Origin of the sequence: Alkanindiges hydrocarboniclasticus (genome assembly GCF_001982605.1) — a bacterium.
Lineage (GTDB): Bacteria > Pseudomonadota > Gammaproteobacteria > Pseudomonadales > Moraxellaceae > Alkanindiges > Alkanindiges hydrocarboniclasticus.
In genome coordinates, this window is sequence record NZ_MLCN01000017.1 from 103,171 (window position 1) to 115,140 (window position 11,970).

An 11,970-nucleotide genomic window follows, 5' to 3' on the forward strand; every position below is an offset into this window, starting at 1 on the left:
AGATTTTGAGAAAAATTTGTCCAGTTTTTTATGAGGTATTAGGCAGATTTTTAGTTCTAATTACCAATATCATCCGTTGGATAATGACTAAAACAAAAGGAAAAAACAGCCGGATTTCATTCCAGCATATCAAAATGCACAAGACAATAAAAAGCCCGGAAGCAATGATACCAATGCTTCTGGGCTTAAATTAAGATGTCCCTCCAGTTTAAAGGGACGCCTTAATACTGCTATTTTAATTAGCAGCTATAGTACATCTCAAACTCAACAGGGTGAGTTGTGGTGTTCAGGCGACGTACGTCTTCCATTTTCAGCTCAACATACGCGTCCAGCATTTCCTGGGTGAACACACCACCTTTAGTGAGGTAGTCATGATCCGCTTTCAGTGCATCCAATGCCATTTCCAGGCTATGGGCAACGGTTGGGATCTTGGCTTCTTCTTCAGGCGGCAAGTCATACAGGTTCTTGTCAGCTGCTTCACCCGGATGAATCTTGTTCTGGATACCATCAATACCAGCCATTAACAGTGCAGCAAAGCACAGGTACGGGTTGGCAGTAGAATCCGGGAAACGCGCTTCAATACGCTTGCCTTTCGGGCTGGATACGTAAGGAATACGGATAGAGGCAGAACGGTTTTTCGCAGAATAAGCCAGCATGATCGGGGCTTCAAAATGCGGAACCAGACGCTTGTACGAGTTGGTTGACGGATTGGTAATCGCATTCAGTGAACGTGCGTGCTTGATCACACCGCCAATGAAGAATAGCGCCAGTTCAGACAAACCAGCATATTCATCACCCGCAAACAGGTTTTTGCCGTCTTTGCTGATGGACATGTGAACGTGCATACCTGAACCGTTATCACCAACGATTGGTTTTGGCATGAAGGTTGCGGTTTTGCCAAACTGATGCGCAACATTCAAAATGGCATATTTAGTGGCCTGAACTTCGTCACCCTTGCGAACCAGCGTGTTAAAGCTTACACCAATTTCAGACTGGCAAGAGGCCACTTCGTGGTGCTGCACTTCAACTTTGCCTTCGCCCAGAATGGCTTCAATGGCATCACACATGGCAACACGCAGGTCATGCGCGCTATCAACTGGAGGAACCGGGAAATAACCACCCTTAACACGAGGACGGTGACCAGTGTTACCAGCTTCGTAGTCTTTGTTGGTAGACCAGGCTGCTTCTTCAGCATAAATAGTATGACGCGCACCTGACATATCGATGTCAAATTTTACTTCGTCAAATACAAAGAATTCTGGTTCTGGACCAAAGAATGCAGTGTCGCCAATACCGGTAGACTTTAAATACTCTTCAGCGCGACGAGCAATGGAACGTGGATCACGGTCATAACCCTGGCCAGTTGAAGGCTCGATCACGTCACAGGTAACCACAACAGTGGTGGCTTCAAAGAACGGGTCGATAAAAGCAGTTTCAGGATCTGGACGCAAAATCATGTCAGATGCTTCAATGCCTTTCCAGCCAGCAATGGAAGAACCGTCAAACATTTTGCCATCTTCGAAGGTATCTTCATCGACAGTGCCAGCCGGGAAAGTAACGTGTTGTTCTTTACCGCGCGTGTCTGTAAAACGAAAATCGACCCACTTGGCCTCGTGCTCTTTAATTAAGTTGAGGACTTTATTTGCCATGCTCACTTTGCTCCAGTATTGCCCAGTATTGGGTAACTGCACCCTGTAGGTGCGCCTTACAAATTTAATACCTGATATATTAGCAAAAGCCATACCAATTTTCTTTAAAATTCATAAGTTAATAAATTTAAAAGAAATATTTGTTGAGGGCCTAAAAATAATACGCCACAAATTATACGCACTCTTAAAAAAAATGCACCATCTGCCATCATTAATTCTGTTATTGCAGTAAAAGGTTTTCTATAGCACCAAAAAGGTGCAAAATTCCAATATTTATTATAAAAAATCAATGAAGGCTGGCCCTAATACAGCGCATTGCAGTATTTCCCTGCCACCTACCCTAGTAAATTTATATTTTTATCATATAAATTAGTAAATTGAGCCTTTATTATTTCAGCTCCCTTTTTGATGTTTACATGAATATTGCACCAAATTGGCTCATCTCTAAAGGTAAGCTGTTGAGCAAGACCGTAGCAAAACGCCTACCGGATTGAAAATAGCGTATTTAGGCCCCATATAAATAATAGAAAATCCCCTAATTGATTCAAATACGGTGAGTTAAAACCATCGTTGATCAAGTTCACAACTGGAGATAAATATGGCTGGCGGCTGGGCACATGATGGCGCAGAACAGGAACAAATCGAAGCAACAGTAAATGATGCATTGCAACGGGCCAGACATGCCATTCCATCAGGCCCGAGTGCAGAAACTTGCGAGGAATGCGACAAGCCTATCCCTAAAGCACGCCAGCTTGCCCTGCCCGGTGTGCAGCATTGTGTAGCATGCCAAAGCAAGCTTGAAGCCCATGCCAGAAAGTTTGAACTATTTAACCGTCGTGGCAGCAAGGATAGCCAGTTGCGTTGAATAAGCTTCAAATCCATAGCGCGACATTGTTGGGTTTAAAGATTTAAACATAATGACATAACTGTTAAGATAAGAGCTTCAAGGGTGTTGTTTGAAATACCCTTGACCCTGTGGATTCCTCAACAGGCATTCCGACCTCTTTAGATGAAATAAATTTTCTGTTTTCATAAGGTTGCAAATACGATGCTTCTGATGCTCGATAATTATGACTCGTTTACCTACAACATTGTCCAGTATCTTGGTGAGCTGGAGCAGGATGTCAAGGTTATTCGTAATGATCAGGTGACCATTGAGCAGATTGAAGCATGGCAGCCACAATACATTGTGATTGGCCCTGGCCCCTGCTCGCCCACTGAAGCCGGAATTTCACTGCAGGCCATTCACCATTTTGCCGGTAAAATTCCCCTGCTGGGGGTTTGTCTGGGCCATCAGGCCATTGGGCAGGCCTTTGGTGGTGCTGTGGTGCGTGCGCGCGAAGTCATGCATGGCCGTTTGTCTGCCATGTATCATGCCAATGCTGGAATGTTTAAGGGCTTGACCAGTCCCTATCAGGCCACGCGCTATCACTCTCTGGTGGTGGATAAAACCACCCTGCCGGACTGTCTGGAAGTTACTGCATGGACCCAGACTGCGGATGGCCAGCGCGATGAAATTATGGGTTTGCGGCATAAAACCCTGCCCATTGAAGGGGTGCAGTTTCACCCTGAATCCATTTTAAGTGAACATGGCCATCAGTTGCTTAAAAACTTCATTGATGAATATGCCTAAGGGGTAGCACATGGACATTCAAACTGCCCTGGATCAGGTTGTACGTCATATTGACCTTTCCCAGTCTGAAATGGGCGATGTGATGCGCGTGATCATGACAGGTGAAGCCACCAGTGCCCAGATTGGCGGGCTGCTGGTCGGCCTGCGCATGAAAGGGGAAAGTATTGACGAAATTACCGCAGCGGCCCGGGTAATGCGTGAGCTGATGCTACCGGTTCAGGTGTCAGATTTGCCCCACCTGATTGATATTGTCGGTACAGGCGGTGATGGCCAGCATTTGTTTAATGTGTCCACTGCGGCTGCCTTTGTTGCTGCCGCTGCCGGTGCTTCGGTGGCCAAACATGGTAACCGCGGGGTTTCCAGCAAATCCGGCAGTTCCGACCTGCTGGAACAGGCCGGTATCAGACTGGATTTAACGGTTACCCAAACTGAACGGTGTATTCGCGAAATTGGCGTAGGGTTTTTATATGCCCCCAATCATCATGCTGCCATGCGCCATGCCATTGGTCCACGCCGTGAGCTGGGCATGCGTACCCTGTTTAATTTGCTGGGACCCTTGACCAATCCGGCCGGTGCCCAGCGCCTGGTAGTCGGGGTTTTTAACCAGCGGCTTTGCCGGCCGCTGGCCGAGGTACTGCGCCAGCTGGGAACAGTGCATGCGCTGGTGGTACATTCCAGGGATGGCCTTGATGAAATCAGCCTTGCCCAAACCACGTATGTGGCCGAGTTAAAAGACGGCAGCATTACCGAGTGGGAATTTGTGCCGGAAGACTATGGCATTGCAAGCCAGAGCCTGATTGGTCTGGATGTTGCAAATTCCCGGCAGAGTCTCAAGCTGATCAGGGATGCCCTGGGGCGCAATAAATCAGATGCAGGTGAAAAAGCTGCCAACATGATCACACTAAATGCCGGCGCTGGGATCTATGTCTCAGGATTAAGCCCTACGCTTGCACACGGAATCAGCTTGGCCCAGGACATCATTTATGGCGGGCAGGCTTTGGAAAAAATGTCAATTTTAGCTGAATTTAGCCAGAGTCTGACTCAGTCAGTCAACCTCCAGCCCTGACAGAGCGCTGGCGTCCATTTGACCAGCAGTTGTTATGATCACTTTATTTTAGGACTTGAATGGATATGGTACGGACAGAAGACACTATTCTTGCAAAGATTGTCGCCCGTAAACGTGAAGAAGTTGAGTTGCGCGAGCAAAAACTGTCGCTAAATGAGCTGGAACAACAGGCAAAGCTTGCCTCACCTCCGCGCGGTTTTGCCAGGGCATTGCAAGGCAAAAAACCTGCTGTCATTGCTGAAATCAAAAAGGCCTCTCCCTCACAGGGTGTGATCCGGGCAAACTTTAAACCCGCAGAAATTGCAACCCAGTATGAAAAAGCCGGGGCGGCCTGCCTGTCGGTACTGACCGACATTGATTTTTTTGCCGGCAATGACCAGAACCTGAAACTGGCGCGCAGTGTAAGCAAACTGCCGGCCTTGCGTAAGGATTTTATGATTTCGCCTTACCAGATTATTGAAAGCCGTGTGCTGGAAGCGGATTGTGTACTGTTAATTGCTGCCTGCCTGTCCGACGACCAGATGCAGGAAATGGCCTCACTGGCGTATGAACATGGCATGGATGTACTGGTTGAAGTCCATAACCATAGTGAGCTGGATCGCGCCTTGAAGCTGCCCGATTCTGCCATTATTGGCATCAACAACCGCAACCTGAAAAACTTTGCAGTTAGCCTGAATGTCACGCTGGGCCTAAAACAGTATGTGCCCAATGACCGTATGCTGGTCACTGAAAGCGGTATTAAAACCCGGAATGATGTAGACCTGATGCTGGCCAATGGCGTTAACAGTTTTCTGGTGGGCGAAAGCTTCATGCGTGAGGAAAATCCGGGTACTGCCTTAACCCAGTTGTTTGGCCAACCTAAAAATATCAGTAGTTCTATGTAATTACTGATTGCCTGAATTTAGGCAAATTGAATATCCTGTTTTAATCGTTTGGCCCCTTTTCTGGCTTGCCTGCTATTTGGTTTGCTGACCAGGGGCCTGCTTTTTGATGGCATAAAAGGCATACTATGGCTAAATCCTCCTCCTTCAATCAGGACACACAACAGGCTTTACGGGAATTAAAGCAGCAACTTAAAGCTGCGCCGGTTTCTGCTACAGCCGCATCTGCCAAGACTACTCCTATTCAAACCGCATCCAGCAAGAGGGCACAAGAAACCCCGGATGATGACAAGCTGTTTGCGCAGGCCATGCGTGGCGTTAGGCCCATAAAAACCGATGAAACGCCTGTACCTGCCACTGCTAGGCCAAAAAAACCCAGCGCGCAGATTCTGGCACGGCGTGCTGCAGCCGTGGGTGTAGATGAAGCAGGCATGCAGGGCATTTCCGATACGCAGGCCATGCTAAATCCGGTAGCCAGTGAAGCCGTTTTAAGCTATCGGCTAGCCACCTTGCAGCATCGTATTTTTGAGCAGTTAAAAGCAGGCAAGCTGCGCTGGTATGAAGCCGTTGACCTGCATGGCTGTACTATTGAAGAAGCCCGCAGTGCGGTACTGCAAATTATTGAAATGGCACGACAAGCCAATGAAAATGTGATCAAGATTGTACATGGCAAAGGGCCACAAGCCATTTTGAAGACTTATGTGAATGGTTGGTTGCGTCAACACCGCGAAGTACTGGCGTTTGTTAGTGCACCAGCAGAACAGGGTGGAACGGGTGCTGTGCTGGTATTGATTAAGCGCGCTGAGCGCCAGTCTAGTGATGACAAAGCCAATCCGGCCAAGCCAAAAGCACGTTGACTACCATAACCGGATGGCTAAACTTTGAAAAAATAGCCTGAGCTGACCATATTCTCACTTTAGCTTTTTCTAATGTTGCCTTTTTCTGGTATCACTTTTTTCTGGTATAATGAGCCCCCTCAATACCAGTAAGCCTTGTCCTGCCACTCGTAACCAAGACAAATTGCAGGCCAAACTTGGTTTCTGCCAGACCCAGCTTCTGACAAGACTGCTTTTCTGCCAAATTAGGTGATCTGACACAATGACTATGCAACAATCTTACGCCAATATCATTTCTGCCATTGGTGAAGATTTAGAACGTCCAGGACTGCTTGATACCCCTGCCCGTGCTGCCAAGGCATTCTCGTTTTTGACGCATGGCTATAACCAGTCGCTGGATGAAGTCACCAACAATGCGGTATTTCCATCCACCAACCGTGAAATGGTACTGGTTAAAGGCATTGAATTTTACTCCCTGTGCGAGCATCACTTATTGCCATTTATGGGGCAGGCACATATTGCCTATTTACCCAATGGTCATGTGCTGGGTTTGTCAAAGTTTGCCCGCATTGTTGATATGTATTCACGTCGCTTGCAGATTCAGGAAAACCTGACCCAGCAAATTGCACAGGCGGTAATGGATGCGACTGGGGCTCGCGGTGCAGCCGTGGTGATGGATGCCGCGCACATGTGCATGATGATGCGTGGCGTGCAAAAGCAGCATTCCAGCACGCGTAGTGTGTCTATGCTGGGTGAATTTTCCACCAATACACAGGCACGTCAGGAATTTTTAATGGCTGTACCCGGTGAAAACATTTAGCCTACAAATCATTCCGGCACTGCTGCAAACTCAATTTTTGCTGACCCGCTGCATCAAAGTTATCAGGATTTAACCAACGCCGTAGGGCGTGTTCATATTGCGGCCATTCACTATCCAGCATAGAAAACCAAGCTGTATTGCGATTATGGCCTTTCACCACCGTGGCCTGCCGGAATAATCCTTCATATTTAAAACCCAGCCGCAACGCCGCCTGTTTGGAAGGAAGATTAAGATCATTACATTTCCACTCACAGCGACGATAATCCAGCGCAAATACCTGCTGCATCAATAAAAACAGAGCTTCAGTCGCTGCCAGTGTGCGCCGTAAGCCTAACGAATAATAGACATGGCCAATTTCTATGCTACCTGCTTTGCAATCTGCCCGCATCAGCGCACACCAGCCCTGAATTTGCCCGCTTGTAAAAATACCATATAACAGTAAGTCTTCAGCCAAAATGATTTGAAGCCAGTTGTTAAACAGTGCTTGCGAGGCAAACGGCCCATATGGCAAATACGTCCAGCATGACGCATCCGGCTCCTGATTGACTAACGCCCACAGCGCATCGGCATGTTGCTCAAAGCTCACAGGAATAAGCTGGCTATGCTGTCCGTTAAGCAGCTGCGGTAGTGGCTTGGTAGCACCTTGCCAGTTTTCCAGCAATTGACCAACGGGTTGCCCAAATGGATTGAATTCAGTGTATAAATGTGGCACGAGTATTTTATTCATTATAAAAATCTTTAGGTTAAGAGTTGACTTGTTAAAACAGCCTAGGCTAGGGAATTTTTTATCGAGCCTAGATAGATAATATGTTTTAAGGATTCTACCGGATTCAAAATTCGATCTGATTAAATTTTTAAATGATGCAAATGCTGGCTATAGAATATGCTGATCGACCCCGTATGACTGCGCCAATACTTTTTAGCTACTACACAACATCAACATAAATAAAGCAGGACTTTAATAGCATAGCTGAATCCTAAAAACGGTTTTTAATTGGACAGTTCAATATGAAAAAATTATTTTTAGCATCTTCCTTTGCTGATGTTAGCAAATACTTTGTTGATTTCATTGGCGATAATGTGCAGGGCAAAACTGTTACTTTTATTCCAACGGCTAGTAATCTGGAAGAAGTGAATCATTACATGCAAAACGATAAGCTGGCCTTTGAAGAACTTGGAGTGATCGTTGATGAACTGGATATCGCCATCGCTCCATTATCCTTAATTGAGCAAAAAATTACTTTGAATGATTATATTTTTATTGGCGGCGGCAATACATTTTACTTATTACAAAAGCTCAAAAAATCAGGTGCAGACCAGATAATTATTCAGCAAATCCAACAAGGCAAGCCTTACATTGGTACATCAGCCGGCAGTGTCATTGTCGCGCCTGATATTGATTATATTGGTTTGATGGATGAAAAAGATAAGGCACCGCTACTGACAGATTATACTGCTTTAAATATGGTGGACTTTTATCTGCTTCCACATTATGGCAATCTGCCATTTAAGGAAACCGCTGAACAAACCTTGAATCGCTACCAACATCAGCTTTCTTTATATCCCATTAGTAATACGCAGTTTATTAAAGTAATAAATAATGAGGTTGAAATTGGCGGCACTGCATAACTATAACGTCAGTCAATCAATGCTGATAAATCAGCGCAAGCGCCAGCTCCCTGTAGCATCCCGCTTACCCATCACTGCCAGCACCAGCACCAGACTTAACGTGAGCAGCAAATACCACGACCCCAGCTTGCCCCAGCCGACCATGTGCCATTGCGTAGCCTGTGATGGATAACGCCAGATATTGGCAAAGGTAGCAATGTTTTCAGCCAGCCAGACGATAAATGCCAAACTCAGCAATAGCGGTAAAAAAGGAAGCTGATGCTGTTGTTTTTGCTGCGTTTTTTGCTGAATGGAAAATAACAACCTCGTTTTCCAGAATAAAACAACCGATGCTACAAACAGCACATTACGGATATCCGGAATAAAAAACTTGGTAAAAAAGTTGGCATACGACAATACCGCCAGTAAACCAAGCCATTTTAAACTGGGCAAATGCACAAAAGAGGCTTGATATAAACGCAGGCTACGCGCCAGAAAACTGCCCACTGCCGAGTACATAAACCCGGCAAATAACGGCACATTGGCAATTCTGAACAGAGCTTGTTCTGGATAATGCCATGAACCAATTTTCGGGTGGGTTAAAAATAGCTCCATCAGCATGGCCATCGCATGGAAAATGGCAATAACCCAGACTTCACGCGCGGTTTCCAGCTTGAAATACACCAGAAATACCTGAATGAGCAAGGCATAGGCCAGCAAGGCATCGTAGCGATAAATTCCGGCAATTGGCCAATGCATTTGATGGGTAACCACAAAGGCCAGTAGCAGCAGGATACCAAATAGTGCAGCATACAAGCTCAGTATGCTGCCATTGATTAAAGTTCTTAACACGTTAGAAAAATTTATACATTAGCTTGAAAGATTTCATTGCTGTATTCATGCACGGCATCCACAAATATACCTGCATGCTCCGGGTTCACCCATTGGGTAATCCCATGTCCCAGATTGGCCACATAACCGGTATGAATGCCGTCTGCATAGGCATCTTGCAGCATGGCTTTCACTGCCGCCCGAATCCGTTGCGGTGAGCCGTACAATGTGCTGGGGTCAAGATTACCCTGCAAAGCCACCCTGCCCTGAACCGTCTGGCGGGCAATGCTTAAATTGGTTGTCCAGTCCAGCCCCAGTGCATCTGCGCCACTATCCAGCATTTGCGGTAACCATTGCCCGCCGCCCTTGGTAAACAGGATGACCGGAACACGGCGTCCATCATGTTCCCTGATTAAACCCTGCACAATTTTTTTCATGTAGTTTAAGGAAAATTCCTGATATTCACAATGGGCCAGTGCACCGCCCCAGCTATCAAAAATCTGAACAGCCTGTGCGCCTGCGCGAATCTGGGCATTTAAATATTCAGTGACGGCAATGGCCAGCTTATCCAGTAAGGCATGCAGCAGTTCTGGCGATTGATACAACATGGTTTTACTGTGCTGAAACTCCCGGCTGCTGCCGCCTTCAATCATATAGGTTGCCAGTGTCCACGGACTGCCGGAAAAACCAATCAGCGGAACCTGCCCACCCAGTGCTGAACGGATGGCTTTGACCGCGTTCATCACATAATCCAGCGACACCTCCGGATTGGTCCATTCAAGCTGGGCAATGTCAGTTTCAGTACGCACTGTTTTTCTAAATTTTGGCCCTTCACCCACTTCAAAATACAGGCCCAGTCCCATCGCATCGGGAATGGTTAAAATATCGGAAAACAGGATTGCCGCATCCAGCGCATAACGACGCAGCGGCTGCAAGGTCACTTCGCAGGCCAGATCGGTATTCTTGCACAGGCTTAAAAAATCGCCAGCCTGCGCACGGGTTGCCTTGTATTCTGGTAAATAACGGCCCGCCTGACGCATCATCCATACGGGTGTGCAATCTACCGGTTCACGTAATAGCGCTCGCAGGAAACGATCATTTTTGAGTGGCATCATTGAAGGATTCCTCACGGTAGCTTCTTAATTGGCAGGCTGAATTAAGTGGCAAATCATAGCAAACTGGCGGATAAATTAATAATTTTGCTTTGTATTTAAATGCAGTACTGTGTCGCAGGAAGCCTGTATATATTTACAGTTGCTCACTGCAAACTGTTGCAGGTTTTGTCATACTAGACCACTACATAGAAAGTTACATATTTTAGGAAAATTATGATGTTTGCTCGCTCGGCCTTAACAATTGCGCTTGCACTATGTTTAAGTCAACCTGCATTTTCGGCAGAAGATAACACTGATAAATCTGTAAAAATTACTACTGGCAACAGTACCGCTGGCAGCAATCGCACCACTGATAAAAATACCGTTGTCGCCAGTAATGATAACCTGAATGCGGCTGGCCAAAATTCTGCTGAGCAAGATGAACAGCGCCTTAAGCCTACCCTTGTTAATCAGATGTCAGATATTAACAGTGCATCGGGTAACGAACCTGACACCAGCAAGCCCGTGACGGCGCAAACTGAACGTGCACTGGAAAAAGCACAGGCTGTGGTTGAAACCCTCCCCGAAAACCCGACTGATCCGGTTAATGGTGCCGCCAGCAAAGCTAGTCAGGAAAAATCAGTTGAGGAATGGACACTGGATGGCTTAAATAACGCCAACTGGGTGAGTGATCTTGGCAAAGGTCAGTTTACCGAATACGCCAAGGCGCAGGTTTTGCTAAACCGTCACCATGCCTCACCAGGTGTGATTGATGGGATTTCCGGCAAAAACATGCTTAAAGCCATTTCTGCATTTCAGGTCATGAACGGCCTGCCTGCAACGGGTGCCCTGGATACCCAGACCTGGGATCTGCTTAGCGCTGGCCAAAGCAACGATGTATTCCAGAACTATACCATTACCCAGCAGGATATTGATGGCCCGTATGCAGCATCCATTCCCCATGATTATGCGGAACAGGCCAAAATGAAAGGGCTTTATTACACCCGCGTGACTGAAATGCTGGGCGAGCGTTTTCACATGGATGAGAACTTCCTGAAAAAATTAAACCCGGAAGCAACCTTTGCCAAAGTAGGTGAAACTATTATTGTCACCAATACCCGCGAAGATTTAAGCGATCCGGTAGCGCTGATTATTGCCCATAAAGGTGCAAAACAGGTGTATGCCTTTGACAGCAATAATAAAATGGTTGCAACCTATCCGGCTACCATTGGCAGCACTGACACGCCTTCCCCAAAAGGTACTTATCAGGTGAAAGCCATTGCACCCAATCCATGGTATGGCTATAACCCGAAAAACTTTGTGCAAGGCAAAAACATGAAGCCATTGTCACTACCACCGGGGCCAAACAATCCGGTAGGTAATATGTGGATTGCCTTAACCAAGCCTTCGTTTGGTATTCACGGTACGCCTGAACCTTCATTAATTTCCAAGACCGCCTCGCATGGCTGCATCCGTTTAACCAACTGGGATGCCAATGCACTGTCCAAGCGGGTTAAACCGGGCGTTACGGTGCGCTTTTTAGAATAAGTCA

12 protein-coding genes are annotated in these 11,970 nt (G+C 46.7%); 8 read left to right on the plus strand and 4 right to left on the minus strand.

The features are described from left to right. Positions 1-239: 239 nt before the first annotated feature. A complete protein-coding gene (gene glnA / locus BKE30_RS07490; protein WP_454464559.1) occupies positions 240-1,655 on the minus strand; it encodes a type I glutamate--ammonia ligase in 1,416 nt (471 codons plus the stop codon). 592 nt (positions 1,656-2,247) lie between these two features. Here glnA and BKE30_RS07495 point away from each other — a divergent pair. From BKE30_RS07495 to folE, 6 genes are all read left to right on the plus strand, one after another. Beyond that, a complete protein-coding gene (locus tag BKE30_RS07495; protein ID WP_076877979.1) occupies positions 2,248-2,514 on the plus strand; it encodes a DksA/TraR family C4-type zinc finger protein in 267 nt (88 codons plus the stop codon). A gap of 183 nt (positions 2,515-2,697) precedes the next feature. Further along, positions 2,698-3,282, plus strand: coding sequence for an aminodeoxychorismate/anthranilate synthase component II (locus BKE30_RS07500; protein ID WP_076877980.1), 585 nt, complete (start codon positions 2,698-2,700; stop codon positions 3,280-3,282). Between the two features lie 10 nt (positions 3,283-3,292). Beyond that, entirely contained in the window at positions 3,293-4,348 is a 1,056-nt protein-coding gene (trpD, locus tag BKE30_RS07505) for an anthranilate phosphoribosyltransferase (RefSeq protein WP_076877981.1), read from the plus strand. 65 nt (positions 4,349-4,413) lie between these two features. Then, on the plus strand, positions 4,414-5,232 hold the full coding sequence (gene trpC / locus BKE30_RS07510) for an indole-3-glycerol phosphate synthase TrpC (RefSeq protein ID WP_076878014.1): 819 nt from the start codon (positions 4,414-4,416) through the stop codon (positions 5,230-5,232). A gap of 125 nt (positions 5,233-5,357) precedes the next feature. Further along, entirely contained in the window at positions 5,358-6,086 is a 729-nt protein-coding gene (locus tag BKE30_RS07515) for a Smr/MutS family protein (protein ID WP_076877982.1), read from the plus strand. A 241-nt stretch (positions 6,087-6,327) separates the two neighbouring features. Next, positions 6,328-6,885: a GTP cyclohydrolase I FolE gene (gene folE, locus BKE30_RS07520; RefSeq protein ID WP_076877983.1), complete on the plus strand. Its 558-nt coding sequence runs from the start codon at positions 6,328-6,330 to the stop codon at positions 6,883-6,885. 1 nt (position 6,886) lies between these two features. On the opposite strand, the gene BKE30_RS07525 is transcribed toward folE, so the two are convergent. Beyond that, a complete protein-coding gene (locus BKE30_RS07525; RefSeq protein WP_076877984.1) occupies positions 6,887-7,612 on the minus strand; it encodes a GNAT family N-acetyltransferase in 726 nt (241 codons plus the stop codon). Between the two features lie 281 nt (positions 7,613-7,893). Between BKE30_RS07525 and BKE30_RS07530 the strand changes: the two genes are divergently transcribed. After that, positions 7,894-8,514 carry a Type 1 glutamine amidotransferase-like domain-containing protein gene (locus BKE30_RS07530; RefSeq protein WP_076877985.1) on the plus strand — a complete coding sequence of 207 codons (621 nt, stop codon included), beginning with the start codon at positions 7,894-7,896 and terminating at the stop codon, positions 8,512-8,514. Positions 8,515-8,544: 30 nt separating this feature from the next. Here the strand turns inward: BKE30_RS07530 and BKE30_RS07535 are convergent, their stop codons facing one another. Together BKE30_RS07535 and hemE are read right to left on the minus strand one after the other, a co-directional pair. Further along, complete coding sequence (locus BKE30_RS07535; RefSeq protein ID WP_076877986.1) at positions 8,545-9,345, minus strand: DUF817 family protein; 801 nt, start codon at positions 9,343-9,345, stop codon at positions 8,545-8,547. 11 nt (positions 9,346-9,356) lie between these two features. Further along, positions 9,357-10,439, minus strand: a complete 1,083-nt coding sequence (gene hemE, locus BKE30_RS07540; protein ID WP_076877987.1) for a uroporphyrinogen decarboxylase — start codon at positions 10,437-10,439, stop codon at positions 9,357-9,359. 216 nt (positions 10,440-10,655) lie between these two features. Here hemE and BKE30_RS07545 point away from each other — a divergent pair, with 216 nt between their 5' ends. Further along, on the plus strand, positions 10,656-11,966 hold the full coding sequence (locus BKE30_RS07545) for a L,D-transpeptidase family protein (RefSeq protein ID WP_076877988.1): 1,311 nt from the start codon (positions 10,656-10,658) through the stop codon (positions 11,964-11,966). Positions 11,967-11,970 lie beyond the last annotated feature (4 nt).

What these genes read in the sequence shown, in the direction of transcription:
- BKE30_RS07495 (WP_076877979.1), top strand. Translation starts at nt 2,248, where the DNA reads ATGGCTGGCGGCTGGGCACATGATGGCGCAGAACAGGAACAAATCGAA.
- BKE30_RS07500 (WP_076877980.1), top strand. Translation starts at nt 2,698, where the DNA reads ATGCTTCTGATGCTCGATAATTATGACTCGTTTACCTACAACATTGTC.
- trpD (WP_076877981.1), top strand. Translation starts at nt 3,293, where the DNA reads ATGGACATTCAAACTGCCCTGGATCAGGTTGTACGTCATATTGACCTT.
- trpC (WP_076878014.1), top strand. Translation starts at nt 4,414, where the DNA reads ATGGTACGGACAGAAGACACTATTCTTGCAAAGATTGTCGCCCGTAAA.
- BKE30_RS07515 (WP_076877982.1), top strand. Translation starts at nt 5,358, where the DNA reads ATGGCTAAATCCTCCTCCTTCAATCAGGACACACAACAGGCTTTACGG.
- folE (WP_076877983.1), top strand. Translation starts at nt 6,328, where the DNA reads ATGACTATGCAACAATCTTACGCCAATATCATTTCTGCCATTGGTGAA.
- BKE30_RS07525 (WP_076877984.1), bottom strand. Translation starts at nt 7,612, where the DNA reads ATGAATAAAATACTCGTGCCACATTTATACACTGAATTCAATCCATTT.
- BKE30_RS07530 (WP_076877985.1), top strand. Translation starts at nt 7,894, where the DNA reads ATGAAAAAATTATTTTTAGCATCTTCCTTTGCTGATGTTAGCAAATAC.
- hemE (WP_076877987.1), bottom strand. Translation starts at nt 10,439, where the DNA reads ATGATGCCACTCAAAAATGATCGTTTCCTGCGAGCGCTATTACGTGAA.
- BKE30_RS07545 (WP_076877988.1), top strand. Translation starts at nt 10,656, where the DNA reads ATGTTTGCTCGCTCGGCCTTAACAATTGCGCTTGCACTATGTTTAAGT.